This window comes from Desulfobacterales bacterium (genome assembly GCA_034520365.1).
Lineage (GTDB): Bacteria > Desulfobacterota > Desulfobacteria > Desulfobacterales > Desulfosalsimonadaceae > M55B175.
This window is the reverse complement of record JAXHNP010000006.1, coordinates 986268-1001541: the sequence shown is the minus strand read 5'-3', so window position 1 is coordinate 1001541 and position 15274 is coordinate 986268. Positions and strand designations below refer to the sequence as shown.

Below are 15274 nucleotides of genomic sequence, written 5' to 3'. Positions count from 1 at the left end.
GTAGATGGGATATCATAGGGATAAAATCATGACAGACTGCAAACTCTGCGGAAGATCAGAAATATCGAAAATAACGGCAGCCGCCAAAACCTATTACCACTGCGCCCACTGCAGTCTGATCTTTATTGATGAGACCGGCCTGCCCGGGCCTGAGGCTGAGCGCAAACGTTACCTGGAGCATCATAACACCCATGAAAATGACGGGTATGTGAAGATGCTGACTGAATTTCTCAATCATCTGGTGACACCATACTTACAAAACATTTTTACTGCGCTCGACTTCGGCTGCGGGCCCACGCCGGTACTTGCTGATTTGCTGGCGAAGAGAGGCTTGACAGCGGATGTGTATGATCCCTATTTTTATCCTGAAGCAACCTATAAAATGAAAAGCTATGACTTAATCACCGCCACGGAAGTTTTTGAGCATCTCAGCGATCCCTACTGGGAATTGAGTACGCTGAAAGATCATTTAAATGCGGGGGGATATCTGGCGGTTCGCACGATGTTTCATCCCGGCCCGGAAAAATTCGCCGGGTGGTGGTATCACCGCGACCCCACGCATGTTTGTTTTTACAATTCAGACACATTTGACTGGATCGCGGCGCATTTTGCCTTAAGGATCGTATTCAGGGACGGAAAAAAATTCTGCCTGTTCCAGAATGGCGGGGACAGCAGTTCCAAAGACTTCTAAATAACTTATCGGGTTTTAGGTTTTGGGTATTAGGTATTAGGTTAATGAAATCAAGAATTTATGGTCGGCACGGTGGCCGACCCTACGATGAATCGGGTTTTTCCCCATTCGTAGGGCGGGCCACCGTGCCCGCCTCGTAATCGTACTCGAAAAAATCAAAAGCCGATTACGAGTACGAGCACGAGTACGAGTACGAATCAGCAGAGATTGAATTTTCATAAATTTATATCATTAAGTTATTTTTAGCTCACTCCCGGCCGCCCGCGGCCCGGGGGGAATATTTTGTATTTATGCCGATAAAGCATGAATGCCCTTTTCAAAGGAGGTGGCTATGTTGAAAAAAGCATTTAACGGGGTTGAAGTGGAATTGGCAAAGGGGGATATTGCCCGCCAAAACGACATGACCGCCGTTGTCAATGCCGCCAATGCGCGGCTTGAAATGGGAGGCGGCGTGGCCGGTGCGCTTCACATGGCCGCCGGTCCCGGACTGGCTGAAGAGTGCCGGCCAATGGCGCCCATCAAGCCGGGCGAAGCCGTTATATCCGGCGGCCATAATTTGCCCAACAAATATGTCATTCACTGTCTGGGGCCGATATACGGCAGGGATGAGCCGGCGGATAAGCTGCTGGCCGATTGTTATTGCAATGCGCTGAAACTGGCTGATGAACACAAAATTGATGCCATTGCATTCCCGGCGATTTCGACAGGGGCGTTTGGTTTCCCATTAAAAGAAGCCGCCCGGATAGCCCTGCAGGTCATCCGGGATCAGGCCCCGCAGCTTGAATACGTTAAAAAAATCCGGCTGGTTCTCTATAGCCAATCGGATTACGAAGCCTACGAAGAATTAATGGGCTGAGGCATACACCACCGCCTTTCCGAAGGCATCGATCATTTTTCATGGAGCAATTCAGCAATGCGCAAAGACATTGACCTGGAATATTATAAAAATCGCCTTGAAAAACGGCTTGTTGAAATAACAGCACAGCAGGACACGCGTAAAAGCCAATCCGGCCCGGTTGAACTGGATCAGGGGCGAACCGGGCGCCTCACGCGCATGGATGCCCTGCAGCAGCAGGCCATGTCCCAGGCCACTGACCGGCTCACGGAGTTTGAGCGAAGACGCATTCTGACCGCCCTTGATCGAATGCGCGAAGGCGATTACGGCTACTGCATGATCTGCGACGAAGAAATCGCCGAAGGACGGCTGAGCTCAGATCCCAGCATCCTGAATTGCATTACATGCGCCCAGAATGCGGAGTCGCGATCATAAAGACTACTGACATTCCCGGGTTTTATGGAATTGGATGGCCGGCCAGTCCTCGGCCATAAGCTTCAACTGCCAAGGGGTGGGGGCCAGATAGGTTAAATACCCCTCAGAATCTTTTGCCAGCGCTTTTTTATTGGCTCTTTCAAAATCTGCCAGCGTTTTCTTGTCCTCGCAGCTTACCCATCGGGCCGTCACATAATCCACCGGTTCATATTCCGCATCAACGCCATATTCAGTCTTAAGCCGGCCTTTTGTGACCTCGAACTGAAGCTCGCCCACCGCCCCCAGGATCAACTGATTTCCGATCAGCGGCTGGAACAACTGCACGGCGCCTTCCTCAACGAGCTGATGCAGGCCCTTCTGGAGCTGTTTGGCTTTTAATGGCGACTTCAAATTCACCCGCCGGAAACATTCAGGGGCAAAATTCGGAATACCGGTAAAGGCCAGCGCCTCTTTTTCCGAAAAAGTATCCCCGATCCGGATGGTGCCATGATTATGGATACCGATGATGTCGCCGGGCCAGGCTTCTTCCACAAAAGAGCGGTCCCGGGCCATAAAAATAATCGGGTTGGCAATCTGGATTTCCTTGCCGATCCGGTGATGCCGCACCCGCATGCCCCGACGGAAGCGGCCCGAACAGATCCGGAGAAAGGCGATGCGGTCGCGGTGCGCCGGGTCCATATTCGCCTGGATTTTAAAGACAAACCCGGAAAATGCCTCTTCTTCGGGGTGGACGGTACGATTTGCGGCAGGCCGGGGCAAGGGCGGGGGCGCAATATCCACAAACGTATCCAGCAGTTCCCTGACCCCAAAGTTATTTATGGCGCTGCCGAAGAAGACAGGCGTCTGATTTCCCTTGAGAAATTCCGTCAAATCAAAGGGGGTGGCCGCCCCCTCCAGCAGCGCGACGTCTTCCCGCAGGGCCTCCGCCTGACTGCCCAGAAGATCGTCGAGCATCGGATCGGCAAGGTCGCTAATGGTTATCCCGTCATCGGTCAGCTCTTCCCGGCCCGGGGCAAAAAGAGTCAATTCCTTATGATAGAGGTTGTATGTACCACGAAATCTTTTGCCCATCCCGATGGGCCAGGAAAGCGGCGCGCATTCGATCTGAAGCGTGTCTTCGATATCGGCGAGCACATCCAGCGGCGCCATCCCTTCACGGTCCAGCTTATTGATAAACGTCAGGATCGGCGTGTTACGCATCCGACAGACTTCCATCAATTTGCGGGTCTGGGTTTCAACGCCCTTGACGCTGTCGATAACCATGACGGCGCTGTCCACGGCAGTCAAAACCCGGTAGGTATCCTCGGAAAAATCCTGGTGGCCGGGCGTGTCCAGCAGATTTATCTCGTAATCATGGTAATTGAATTTCATTACCGAACTGGTCACGGAAATCCCGCGCTCCTGTTCAACGGCCATCCAGTCGCTCGCCGCATGCCGATTGGCTTTGCGGGCCTTGATTGCGCCAGCCATCTGGATGGCCCCGCCGAAAAGCAGCAGCTTTTCAGTAAGGGTCGTTTTACCGGCATCCGGATGACTGATGATGCCGAAAGTTCGTCGCCTTTGTATTTCCGGGTTTTCAAATTGGAGATTCAAATTTTTCATATGCATTGGTTGTTGATCTATCGGTTTCTAATAAATAATTCAGCGCCTTTCCCGAGCCCCCAAAACAGCCGGATCTCAATCTCTTGCATGCTTCGGGAGGGTAAAAACTGAAAACAGCGAAAAAATTGTTGGGTTTTGCGGTCGTTGGCGCGATGGGGGGATCTAAAACGCGTCTTCAGGGCGGCGTCGGCACGACGGAAAGGATGCTGCCGAAGGGCCGGTCATGCTTGGCCGGCAAGCTTTGGATACGCATCATTGAAAAAAAAACAGGCGAAAATGAGTATAAATATTCCATAGACGGACTCATGTACTTTAATCACAACCCTTTTGTCAAGCATATTCTGTTCTTTTAAAAACAACCCACTCTTTTCTTTCTTCTTTGACGAAACACGGATTGACCCGGCCGTTTCGCATCGTTATGTTTTTCTTAAAGGATGTAAATCCTTTAGGAATAAATTGCCTTAAAAACATTTTGGAATCACAAAACCTGAAAGGTGAAATCATGAAGCAGCCTCTGGAAATTACCTACCGAAATGTCACCAAAAGCGATGCCATTGAAACCCTGATTCATGAAAAAGCCGCCAAGCTTGACCGGCTGCATGACAGCATCATCAGCTGCCGGGTATCGGTGGAACAACCCCAGGAATATCAAAAAAGCGGCAATCAGTTCCGGGTGCGCATTGACCTCCGGCTGCCGCCCGGCAAGGAATTGGTGACCCGCCGCGAATCCGGAAAAGGGGAAATGCACGAAGGGCTTCGCAAGGTGATTACCGATGCGTTTCATGCCATGGAACGTCAGCTTAAAAAGATCAAGGGCAAACAGGAAGATCATGTTAAGAATAACAAGCCGAATAATGATAATAACGAGGCGGAACTGACCGGGCTGGTGGTTCGGCTGTTTCCCGAGGAGGGTTACGGATTTATCAAGACACTGGAGGGCAGAGAAGTTTATTTTCACCAGAACAGTGTGATTCACGAGGATTTTGACAGACTGGAGATCGGCACGGGTGTTCGGCTGGTTCAGACCGAAGGGGAAAAAGGGCCCCAGGCCAGCACGGTCCAAATCGTGGATAAACCCGGCAGCCGGGTTTCCAAAAAGAAAAAGGCGGACATGGAGGTGCCCGAGGGCTGGGCGCCGTAAACCCGCGTCACTTTCGTTTCTCTAAATGACAGCGGCGGAAGCGTCCGGAATAACATAATATCGTATTGAATACCCTACATTTAAGCTATTAACAGGGGGCATACCGCTATGGCGCATGCCCCCTCCTGCCAATCAATTTATAAAGATAACCGCCGCATCAGAAGCTCCAGGAAAAGCCGCCGCCGCCGAAAAGATCCACATCCTGCTCGGGCAGCACATCTTCATCAAACGTGTCTGTATAGGCGATAAACGCGGAAAACCCGATGGCATCGGTGACTGGATAGGATGCATTGGCGGAAAACGTATATTCATGAAACCCGTCATCCGGGCCGATGGTGAAATCCTCACCCGCATAGCCGGCAGACGCCCCGGCCCCCAGACCCAGACCGGAATCCAGGGTGACATCATAGGCCAGGCTTGCGGAAACATAATAATCCTCCACCTCATCATAGTCATAATAGGCATCAATGCCTGCGGAGATTCCGTCGAGGGGCGAAATATAGGCGCTTAAAAAGACCTCGCTGGTTCCCGCACCCCCGTTTGGAAACAAGTATTCGATATGGCCCACGGTAATATCCACCGGCTCAAGGGAAAATCCGTAGGACAGGGTGAGATCGATCTCTGAGAATTCATTGTCATCCAGGGTATTGTCATAATCGTCAATATCATAGTTGCCCCAGACATTAATGGCGAATCCGTTTCCGGCGGCCACATCCACATAGGGCTGCACAACAAACCCGTCATTAAAGGTAATTCCCCGCCATACGTAAGCCGAGGCGACATCAGCCCCGGCTGTTGCCTCTGCACCAAAGGCGGTTCCGGCGGCCCCTAAGGCCAGAAATAATACGGACAATACCACAACCCATGCTTTTTTCATTCTTTTTCCTCCTATAGAAAATGACATTTAAATTTGGGATGAGCTCCGGGCCTGAGAGTCCGGTTTACACACCCGTTAATTGATTGTCTGCCTAAATGTCTTTCCTATGGGCAGGAAACGTGCCAACTATGCATTTTTTATATATTATATATTATATCGGTAAGTTATAAATAACTGTCAAAAAATCAGCAAATCTAATTTATTACATTTTTGTTTTATTATTGTATTTATAATACATTTTTGTAAAAAACAAGCATGGCTTCGTTGGGTTTCGCCTTTAAACCTCTGGCAAGACGATATAGTAGGTTGGGTTGAGGAACGAAACCCAACACTGGAAGGCTCAACCCAACCTACTTTGAACGAATGTCTAATACCCGATACTCTGAAGAATCTGCTTCACCTGATTGCCGTCTGCACTGGCGCCGAAGTGCGCCATGATGTCGCGCATGGCCTGCATCTTGTTTTTGTAATTGGAGAAATCGAGATTTTCAGCAATCCACCGGCGGATTTCTTCATCCGAGGCCATCTGCGGCAGATAGGATTCAAGGATTTGAATGTATCGGGAATCCGATGCGGATTTGCCGGACTGCGCCAGGGATTCCTGCTCGGACTTGATCAGTTTGCGGACAATTTTTATCACCTCGTCATCGGATAACTCCTTGGCTTCGGCCCGGCCGAACTCACCGATGATAATCCGCAGGGTGTTCTTCTTCTCCTCGTCCTTATCCTTCATCGCCTGTTTCAGATCCTGTTTGATCTGCTCCTGAATGCGCATGACGCAAACTCCTTTATTTTAAAACGACTGTTATATGCAAAAATATATTTCGTTATTCCAATGCCTTCCGCCCCTGTCATTCGAGGAACGACAGTGACGAGGAATCTTTAAAAGATTTCTCGCTGCCGCTCGATAAATGACAGTTAAGAGTAAGACGGTACAGGCAGACTTTCCCGGACCATCACGTATGCGTCCGCAGTTTCAGTTCCACCGGATGCGGATTCAGGTAAGTCTGTATGGCAAGGTAGGGCTGCTCGTATTTGCGGACATAATGATTGATCAGGGTCATGGGCACCACCAGCGGCACATAGCCTTTTGTAAACTGCTCGAATACCTCCAGAAGTTCCTGCTTTTCATCGCTGGTGAGCTGCTTCTTAAAATAGCCCATAATATGCTGGAGCACATTGATATGCTTTTTCACCGTCGGTTTTAGGCGCAGCGCGGCTATCAACTGTTCCTCGTACTCTCGGTAGAAGGCATCCAGGCCCATCTGCTTGGCGCCGGCCACGAGTTTTCCCATGGATCTACCGTATTCCGGACTGTGGGCCATGATCAGGAGTTTGTTCCGGGAATGAAAATCCACCACCTTCCCGATGCTCGGCTTTTCCGCCACCCTGTCCCGCCACCGCTTAAAGGTAAAAATCTGCTCGATAAAATTCTCCCGAAGGAGCGGGTCGTGAAGCCGGCCCTCTTCTTCAACAGGGATCAGGGGAAAATGATCGGTGAATGCCCGGGCAAACAACCCGACGCCCTTTTTCTCGGGCATGCCCTTTTCATTGTATACCTTGACCCTCTCCAATCCGCTGCTGGGCGAATCCTTTTTAAAAATAAATCCGCACAAATTCTCCTTCTCCAGCTCTTTGACCCGCTTTTTCGCATATTCAAGCATCTGCTCGGTATGGTCGGTCTGCGACTTGGTTTTCACCAGCCGGGGGTTTTCAATATCGCCCACTAAACGGAGAGTTTCCCGCGGAATACCGAATCCGGCCTCAACCTCCGGGCATACCGGCACGTATTCCACGTATTGACCGAGGGTGTCGCGGAGAAAATGATCCAGCTTGTGGCCGCCGTTCCAGCGGACATTTTCCCCCAGCAGACAGGAACTGATGCCCAGTTTAACCCGATTTTCCATAATCTTTGTCCTTTCCCGGTTGATATTCATGACCAAACATTATAACTATAAATAGATCTGGTACAAAAAGCAAAATAAATCCATTCCTTAGAAAGGAATCCCCCCGGGCCGCCGCCGGGGGCCGAGCGTGAAAGTAACTTAAAAGGCACTGAGGCACTGAGGGGAAAAAGTAATAATAGGTTTCAGGTTTCAGGTTTCAGGTTTCAGGAAACAGTATGTGAACGAACCAAAATTTTAGTAAAATTTTTGGCATACCTGAACACTGAACACTGAAACCTTAAGTTTTACACCTAACACCTAATACCCAAAACCTAAAACCCGTGAAGAAGGGACCCGCATGCGAGACGATATAAAGGAACTGATTCGAAAAAGACGCCACTGCGTGCTGGCCACGGCCACAGGCAACCAGCCTTACTGCTCGCTGATGGCCTATGCGGCAGATCGAGACTGCACCCGCATTTACATGGCAACCCATCGGAATACCCGCAAGTTCAGCAATCTAACCGAAAACCCCATGGTAAGCCTGCTGATCGACTCCCGGGATTCCGAGGCGGCCCAGGCCCTGACCATTGAAGGCGAATGTGCGCAAATCCAGTCAGATACCGAAAAAGAACAAATCCGGGAACTTTTGTTAAATGCCCACCCCTACCTCAATGATTTCGTGAGTCAGCCGGATGCGGCCTACATCTGCATTCATGCCAAATCATTGGTTTTTTTAAACGGGTTAACCGGCGCCTATCGCGAAACAGTGGCCTGATCGGTTTTTTTAATCGCCGGACATGATGGTGACAATCCCTAAATACCCGTCAACGGTTATGCGGTCGCCGGTCCGAATCACCCGGGTGGCCCCGGAAATGCCGGTAACACAGGGCAGCCCGTATTCCCGGGCGATAATCGCGCCATGAATCAGCATACCCCCGCGCCGTTCAACAATTGCGCCGACAAGCGGCACAATAAATGTCATGTTCGGCTCAACCGCATCGCAAACCATTATATCCCCCGGCTTGAAGTTTTCCAGATCCGCAACGGTCAGCACCACGCGGGCGGTTCCGCGGGCAAAGCCCGGCCCGGCGGGCTGGCCCCGAAGCTGCCGGGGACGAATATGCCCTTCGACCGCCCCGGCGGACACCTCCTGAGCCGGTTTTTCATGGGTCGCCACTTCTTTGAGGGCATCTTTCAGCGCCTGCGTGCCGGGGTTATCAGTCGGGCCGCTGGCTCCCGCCAGCCGGTCTTTTCCTTCATTGACCGCCGCATATAGCCGGGCTTCGATCCGGCCCAGATAAATATTATCATCATCGCGCATCCGGTAGCTGGCACGGGCCAGATCCAGAAGATCCTGCGCGCTTACCGACCCGGCCCCCGGAAACAGGGCCACAAATTGGGAGGCCCGCTCCGCCGGGGTCGACGCGGACGGCCCGGAAGGTCGCTCCGCGGACGGCTTTTCGGCCATATTTAAAAGCAGCCGGTACATCATGCCGGGATCCGGCTGACAGCCCGAGGCGTCGGTCATCCCGCAGGAAACATCGCCGAAGCGGTGGTTGAAATCAGCCAGGACCTCTGCGAACTCCCGGGGAAAAGAGGACTCATCCCCAATTTTAAGGGCATCTGCCAAAGACGGGTTGCTTCGAACCATATTTGAGAGGGTTTCCAGATGCCGGTTCCGGTCCAGGCTCATCAATTCGCCGGCTGACAAAATATTGACAAACTCATAGGGATCTTCCGGCTGGATAATATCATTATAAATTTCTCCAAAAAGCCGCATTCCATGGGCAAACGGAATGAAATCCGCCCAGTAGACGGCATGCCATTTATCATAAACGGCCTTTCGCCGTTTAATCTCTTCTGCCAGGGCGTCTGTTGAAAAAGCGGCAAGATCTGTCTCAGCAAGCTTCTCCGCGGCGTCGATCATCCCCGGCACCAGTTCGGTTTCAATTTTCGTCCAAAGCGCCCTGAGATTATCATAGGTTCGGCGAAGACTGAGATACCAGGCGCGGTCATCTCCGGCCCCTTTTTCAGAAGCGGCCGTAATCGGGCGCGCCTGCAGGAAAACCAAGCTGTGATGATCCCTGGTCCACTCTATATCCTGGGGGGCTTGAAAAAAGCTTTCAATGGACAGGGAATTTAGAAAAACGCCGGCCGCATCTTCCATATCCAGCGGCGGCATGCCGGTTTTGGCCGAAGGCAGGTCCTCCAGCAAAACCCCTGTGCCGGCCGGCCGCATCCACTGCTCCCGTTTAGCCGCTGTATGGGTCACCATTTTTTTGGTTTTCCGGTCAAAGATCCACCGGTCCGGCTCAACAGCGCCGTCCACAAGGGCCTGGTTCAACCCGTGTACCGCTTCGACCACCGCCTGCCGTTTATCTGCCGGATTTCGGGTAAAAACGATGCCGGAACACTCCCCGTTGATCACTTCCTGGATGACCACGGCCATGGCACTGGTCTGAACATCCAGGCCGATTTCCCGGCGGTAGAGCAATGCCGCATCTGACCATAGGGAGGCCCACACCTTGCGAAGATGGGTCAAGATTTCATCAGCCCCCTTGATATTGATGTAGGACTCATGAATGCCCGCAAATGAATGGGCCGCCGTATCTTCATCCGCTGCCGACGACCGCAGGGCGACCGGGCGGTCGCCAAAAGCCGCTGTCACCGCGGATGATATCTCCTCGGCCATTTCCTCGGGCAGCGGCTTTTTGGAAACCATGTGCCGGATGCGCAGCGCGCAGTCCCACATCTCTTCCCAGCGCATTTCCGAAAAATCTTTTCGAAAAAGCTCCGCCTGAATCCGCTCCCGCAAGCCGGTTTGATCGATATATGCCGAATACGCCTCTATGGGAATGCAAAGAGTTTTGGGAATCGCGAATCCGCCTTTATCCAGCAGGGAGAGCATATAGGCCTTGCCGCCCACGCGGCTGCGGTCCGCCGGCGTAAGCTCGGCTGCCGGAATGACCCATTTCATTTTAAAGATGGACCTCCGTCACATTCTGAAAGTTTTCAACCAAATAGTAAGTCTTCAGGGTCACCTGAAAAAATGCGCAGGACGGGGATTTGACAAAATCTTCGAGATAGGGATGCCGTTCAATATATCGCTGCCGCGCCGCTTGTGCCGCATCGTCTGAGAGTTCCACTGAATGGCCGATGCCGGTAGCCGCCATGGCCTGATAAAAATCTGACGATTGATTGCGGCTGTTATTAACAAGCATGGCCGTTCGGCCATCTTTTTGAAGATTGGCGTATTTTCGGGTGGCCCTTGAGGTGGCAAAATACATGCACTTTAGATCCTCGGATGCCACGAATGCAACCAGACTGGCATAGGGATGGCCGTCGGGCTGATTCGTCGATACGACGGCCAGTTTCTGTCCGGCAAATAGGTCGGTGAGCCGCTGCCACACCTGACTGTTGTCCCGCATAATGCCTACCCTGTTCGTCAAATAATGAATATACTTAACATATGATAATGCCTAAATTTAAGATGGCGAAAATTTGTGCATATGCAATAATGGAGATTATTATTAATAGTAGGATTAAGCGCAAGAGAAAGATTAGGATTGAGATTAAGATTAAGATTAAGAGTAAGATTAAGAGTAAGAGTAAGATTAAGACGAATAACATTCATATGAACATTTAATCGAGAAAGGCGCTGTAATCAGAATGGCAGAGCAGACTTCCCCCAGGATATTGGTTACCGGCCCCACGGGATTTATCGGCAAACGGCTGCTGTATAAGCTGGATGAAAAGGGGTACCGGGTCCGGTGCATGGTTCGGCCGCCGGAAGAGTTAAATCTTTCGGTCCCGTTAAAAAACGAGCCGGAAGTGGTCTACGGCGACCTGCTGGATCCGGAATCGATCGAAAAGGCCCTGGACGGCATTGACATCGCCTATTATCTGGTCCATTCCATGGGCGGCAAAAGCTTCCGGAAGATGGCCAAATTTGAGGAGCGCGACCGCACGGCCGCGCAGAATTTTGTTAATGCCGCGGATAAAACCGGGCTTGACCGGATTATCTACCTCGGCGGCTTAGGCGAGATTTCGGGCCACATATCCCCGCATCTTGCCAGCCGTCAGGAGGTAGGCAAAATTTTAAGCTCGGGCCAATCAAAAACCACGGTTTTCAGGGCGGCTGTAATTATAGGGGCCGGCGGCGCCGGGTTTGAAATTATCCGATACCTGGTGGAGCGCCTGCCCATCATGCTCTGCCCGAGATGGATTTACACCCAATCCCAGCCCATTTCCGTCGAAAATGTCCTGGATTACCTGGCCGGCGCCCTTGAAACGCCTGAGACCGCCGGCGCCACATATGACATCGGCGGCCCGGAAGTTTTAAGCTATGTTGATCTGATGCGTATGTATGCCCGGGTGCGGAGTCTGAAGCGCTTCATCGTTGGGGTGCCTTTTTCCCAGACCCTTTTATCCACTTACTGGGTGGCGATGATCACGCCGGTGCCCTCCGGGATCGTCTTTCCGCTGGCCGAGGGACTCCGGACGCCCGCGGTCTGCCGTGAAAATCGCATTCGGGAAGTAATTCCGCTGCAGCTGGTCAATATGGAACAGGCCATCTGCAATGCCCTGGCTGAAGCGGAGAAAGGACCGGGCAAGCTGTTGTCACAGCAGTCGTGCTTTTTATCAAAACCTGCCTAAAAAGGAGCGTATCAAATGACGGACACAAAGAAAGACGTGTATGTGCGGGTAAAGGACGAAAAGGGCAATGAATTCGTCTGTCCGCTGGAGGCACTGAAAAATGTGCGGGAAGCCACTGAGGAAGAGCTTGATAACTGCGTGGATGACGGCACGGTGGGCCGCTATGCCAGCAACATTGATGTGGTGGATCCGGATCAAAGCGAATAGTTCATTTAATGATCATCCGCGAAACAGTTATGATCGATGCCCCAATTGAGGCCGTTTGGGAGGTCTTCTCGGAAATCGAGCACTGGACGGACTGGAATCCGGTCTGCCGGGAATGCCGGTTTGAAACAGGAGATGCCATAACCAAAGGCGCTTGCATATCGTTTGAATTAAACCCCCTGATCCTGCCCATGCGGATCGCGCCGGTGGTGACCGATTGCGACCCGGGCCGGTCGGTGACATGGACCGGGCAAAAATGGGGGATTCGCGCAGCGCATACATTTAATTTTGAACCGGCCGAAAGTCAAGTGAGGCTCGAGAGCGTTGAAACATTTTCCGGCTTCATGCTTTGGCCGGCCCGGCTGATCGGCGTGCCCAGGCGGCTGCACATTCTAACCCGGCAGCTGCTTTTCGCGATAAAAACCGCTTCAGAAAAACGCTACCATGCCATTACCGAAGAGAGGACAGATGAACACCGAGGCTAAACAATCGATTGCTGTCGTGGGTGCCGGCGTGGCCGGCATTGTTTCCGCCTATCTCTTGCAGCGCAAACATGATGTGACCATATTCGAGGCGGACTCCTATCTGGGCGGCCACACCCGGACGATTACGATAGAAGACGGCCCGGATGCCGGTACCTGTGTGGACATGGGGTTTATCGTCTTCAATGACCTTACGTATCCCAATTTTATCGAATTTTTAACACAGCTCGGCGTTGAAAAGCAAAAAAGCAACATGTCGTTCAGCTATTTTGACCGCCGGACCGGGTTTCAGTATTCCAGCCGAAACATCCTGGCGGACCGAAAAAACATCCTGAATCCCCGCTTCTGGCGGCTGATTACCGAGATTCTGCGTTTTAACCGCAAAACCCAAAAGCTTTTGGATTCAAAGGAGCTAAACCAGCTCACCTTAGGGGAGTACCTGAACAAATACGGATTCGGTAAAGCTTTTATTGAAAAATACATCATCCCCATGGGCGCGGCTATATGGTCCACGCCGGATGTCAAAATGCTCGAATTTCCGGCACAGACATTTGCCCGGTTTTTTTCAAACCACGGGCTGCTTAAAGTGAAGATGCACCCCCAGTGGTATACCGTGACCGGGGGCAGCCATTCCTATGTCAAGGCATTCAAAGCGCAGTTTCCCGGGCAAATCCATACCAGCTGCCCGGTCCGGTCCATTGTCCGGGAAAACGGAGGCGTGCGCGTTCAGCATGAGGCGGGCGAGGAAACATTTGATGCGGTGGTCATTGCCGCGCATGCGGATGAGGCACTGAATATGCTGACAGATCCCACGCCGGATGAAAAGAAGCTGCTGGGCGCATGGCAGTATTCGGAAAACCGGGTGCTGCTCCATACGGATCCGGACTTCCTGCCGCCGATCGAGCGGGCGCGAGCCTCCTGGAATTATATCCGGGAGGCCCCGGCTGAAAGGGATAAGCCGCTTTTCATGACCTATTACATGAATCAGCTCCAGAACTTAAACACCCGGCAGGACTACCTGGTGACCCTGAATCCGCTCCGCGAGGTGTCGGCGGATCAAGTCATAAACGACAAAATCTGTACGCACCCGATGTATACCTTTGACGCCATTCATACCCAGGACCAACTGGACCGGTTAAACGGCCCGAATAACACCTATTTCTGCGGCAGCTACTTCAGATACGGCTTTCACGAGGACGCCGTGATCTCGGCGGTCAACGTGGGCAAAAAGTTCGGGATCACCCTATGAACTCCGTCATCTACACCGGATTTGTCGGACATACCCGGTTCATGCCGGTTTATCACCAGCTGCGGTATCCCTTGTATTTCTATGGACTGGACCTGGATGAACTGGAAACCCTGGACCGGAAGCTCCCGCTCTTCGGCTGCAACCGGTTCCGGCCGGCATCCATCTATGATGCGGATTATCTGGATTACGGGCCCGGCAGAATAAAGGACAAGCTTTATGCCCATCTTAAACAGGAAGGGCTGGACACGCCGATCCGCCGGATCGTGCTGATTACCTCGGCCCGGTATTTTAACTATATCTTCAATCCGGTCAGCTTCTATTACTGCTTTTCCGCATCCGATGAACTGGCCGCCGTCGTGGCGGAGGTCAACAATACATTCGGGGAGCGCCATGTCTACATCCCCTCGCCGGCTGAGGAAAAGCCCGACAATCAAAGCGGAGAGCGCCGATTTGTGGCGGACAAAAACTTTTTCGTCTCCCCGTTCAATACTCTGGACGGCAGCTATGAATTTTTATTTTCACGGCTTTCGCCGGAATTAAACATTCGGATTAACTTGATCCGTGACGGGGAAATTGCGTTCAAAGCGCGACTCTATGGCACGCCCAAGCCGCTCACGGCCGGAAGCCATTTGGCCGCGATGCTTCGGCACCCGCTTACCCCGCATTTGACCATGGCCCGGATTTTATGGCAGGCCGCCAAGCTCCGGCTGGGCAAAAAACTGCCCTTTCAGGAAAAACCCAGGCCCGCGCATCCCATGACGATCCGCCCCTACCCGGACCGGCTGGTAAAGAATCTGCCCGAGTCTGTCGGAGCTGTAAACGATTCGCTCCAGCCCTGCCCGGACCGGCCCAACTGCGTCTCATCCATGGCGGAAAACAGCCGCCATTATATCCCGCCGATCCAGTACAGCAGTTCGCCAGAAGAGGCCCGCACCCGGCTCCTGGATATTCTATACAGTCTTTCCCGGGCGACCGTTATTTCCGCCAAACCCGACTACATCCACGCAGTCAGCGAAACGCGGATGATGCGGTTTAAAGACGATTTGGAATTTTTAATCGACGAGCAGGCCCGGCAGATCCACTTACGGTCCGCCGCCCGGACCGGGTATTCGGATTTCGGGGTGAACCGCCGGCGGGTGGAAAAGATCCGCCGCCTGTTTGAGGGGCAGGCGGGGTAAGATTAAGTGTAAGAGTAAGAGTAAGAGTAAGACGG

The 15274-nt window shown here is 52.3% G+C and carries 16 protein-coding genes; 10 read left to right on the top strand and 6 right to left on the bottom strand.

Annotation, left to right across the window (positions count from 1 at the left end; all coding sequences use genetic code 11):
- Positions 1 to 28: 28 nt before the first annotated feature.
- The 3 genes from U5L07_12505 (at position 29) to U5L07_12495 (ending at position 1961) form a co-directional block, all read left to right on the top strand.
- The gene (locus tag U5L07_12505) at positions 29 to 691 is read left to right on the top strand and encodes a class I SAM-dependent methyltransferase (GenBank protein MDZ7832566.1); all 663 of its coding nucleotides are present in this window, start codon (positions 29 to 31) and stop codon (positions 689 to 691) included.
- Between the two features lie 331 nt (positions 692 to 1022).
- Positions 1023 to 1547 carry a macro domain-containing protein gene (locus U5L07_12500; protein ID MDZ7832565.1) on the top strand — a complete coding sequence of 175 codons (525 nt, stop codon included), beginning with the start codon at positions 1023 to 1025 and terminating at the stop codon, positions 1545 to 1547.
- A gap of 57 nt (positions 1548 to 1604) precedes the next feature.
- A complete protein-coding gene (locus U5L07_12495) occupies positions 1605 to 1961 on the top strand; it encodes a TraR/DksA C4-type zinc finger protein (protein MDZ7832564.1) in 357 nt (118 codons plus the stop codon).
- Positions 1962 to 1964: 3 nt separating this feature from the next.
- Here the strand turns inward: U5L07_12495 and U5L07_12490 are convergent, their stop codons facing one another.
- Positions 1965 to 3563 carry a peptide chain release factor 3 gene (locus U5L07_12490; protein MDZ7832563.1) on the bottom strand — a complete coding sequence of 533 codons (1599 nt, stop codon included), beginning with the start codon at positions 3561 to 3563 and terminating at the stop codon, positions 1965 to 1967.
- Positions 3564 to 4065: 502 nt separating this feature from the next.
- Between U5L07_12490 and U5L07_12485 the strand changes: the two genes are divergently transcribed.
- Positions 4066 to 4704: an HPF/RaiA family ribosome-associated protein gene (locus U5L07_12485; GenBank protein MDZ7832562.1), complete on the top strand. Its 639-nt coding sequence runs from the start codon at positions 4066 to 4068 to the stop codon at positions 4702 to 4704.
- A 157-nt stretch (positions 4705 to 4861) separates the two neighbouring features.
- Here U5L07_12485 and U5L07_12480 read toward each other — a convergent pair whose 3' ends face one another.
- From U5L07_12480 to U5L07_12470, 3 genes are all read right to left on the bottom strand, one after another.
- Entirely contained in the window at positions 4862 to 5581 is a 720-nt protein-coding gene (locus U5L07_12480) for a hypothetical protein (GenBank protein ID MDZ7832561.1), read from the bottom strand.
- Between the two features lie 367 nt (positions 5582 to 5948).
- Positions 5949 to 6356, bottom strand: a complete 408-nt coding sequence (locus tag U5L07_12475) for a GatB/YqeY domain-containing protein (protein ID MDZ7832560.1) — start codon at positions 6354 to 6356, stop codon at positions 5949 to 5951.
- A gap of 181 nt (positions 6357 to 6537) precedes the next feature.
- Entirely contained in the window at positions 6538 to 7488 is a 951-nt protein-coding gene (locus tag U5L07_12470) for a DUF523 and DUF1722 domain-containing protein (GenBank protein ID MDZ7832559.1), read from the bottom strand.
- Between the two features lie 337 nt (positions 7489 to 7825).
- Between U5L07_12470 and U5L07_12465 the strand changes: the two genes are divergently transcribed.
- Positions 7826 to 8245 (top strand): pyridoxamine 5'-phosphate oxidase family protein, encoded by a 420-nt coding sequence (locus tag U5L07_12465; protein MDZ7832558.1) that lies wholly within the window; start codon positions 7826 to 7828, stop codon positions 8243 to 8245.
- 9 nt (positions 8246 to 8254) lie between these two features.
- Here the strand turns inward: U5L07_12465 and U5L07_12460 are convergent, their stop codons facing one another.
- Together U5L07_12460 and U5L07_12455 are read right to left on the bottom strand one after the other, a co-directional pair.
- On the bottom strand, positions 8255 to 10447 hold the full coding sequence (locus tag U5L07_12460; protein ID MDZ7832557.1) for a PEP/pyruvate-binding domain-containing protein: 2193 nt from the start codon (positions 10445 to 10447) through the stop codon (positions 8255 to 8257).
- Between the two features lies 1 nt (position 10448).
- Positions 10449 to 10898: a pyridoxamine 5'-phosphate oxidase family protein gene (locus U5L07_12455; GenBank protein ID MDZ7832556.1), complete on the bottom strand. Its 450-nt coding sequence runs from the start codon at positions 10896 to 10898 to the stop codon at positions 10449 to 10451.
- A gap of 241 nt (positions 10899 to 11139) precedes the next feature.
- On the opposite strand from U5L07_12455, the gene U5L07_12450 reads away from it, so the two are divergent.
- Genes U5L07_12450 through U5L07_12430 form a run of 5 tightly spaced genes read left to right on the top strand, consistent with a single transcriptional unit; the run spans position 11140 to position 15239 of the window.
- The gene (locus tag U5L07_12450; protein MDZ7832555.1) at positions 11140 to 12126 is read left to right on the top strand and encodes an NAD(P)H-binding protein; all 987 of its coding nucleotides are present in this window, start codon (positions 11140 to 11142) and stop codon (positions 12124 to 12126) included.
- A 15-nt stretch (positions 12127 to 12141) separates the two neighbouring features.
- Positions 12142 to 12333 carry a hypothetical protein gene (locus U5L07_12445; protein ID MDZ7832554.1) on the top strand — a complete coding sequence of 64 codons (192 nt, stop codon included), beginning with the start codon at positions 12142 to 12144 and terminating at the stop codon, positions 12331 to 12333.
- A 29-nt stretch (positions 12334 to 12362) separates the two neighbouring features.
- Positions 12363 to 12815, top strand: a complete 453-nt coding sequence (locus U5L07_12440) for an SRPBCC family protein (GenBank protein ID MDZ7832553.1) — start codon at positions 12363 to 12365, stop codon at positions 12813 to 12815.
- Positions 12799 to 14061 (top strand): FAD-dependent oxidoreductase, encoded by a 1263-nt coding sequence (locus U5L07_12435; GenBank protein ID MDZ7832552.1) that lies wholly within the window; start codon positions 12799 to 12801, stop codon positions 14059 to 14061. Before U5L07_12440 ends, U5L07_12435 begins: the two co-directional genes overlap by 17 nt.
- Positions 14058 to 15239 (top strand): DUF1365 family protein, encoded by a 1182-nt coding sequence (locus U5L07_12430; protein MDZ7832551.1) that lies wholly within the window; start codon positions 14058 to 14060, stop codon positions 15237 to 15239. Before U5L07_12435 ends, U5L07_12430 begins: the two co-directional genes overlap by 4 nt.
- Positions 15240 to 15274 lie beyond the last annotated feature (35 nt).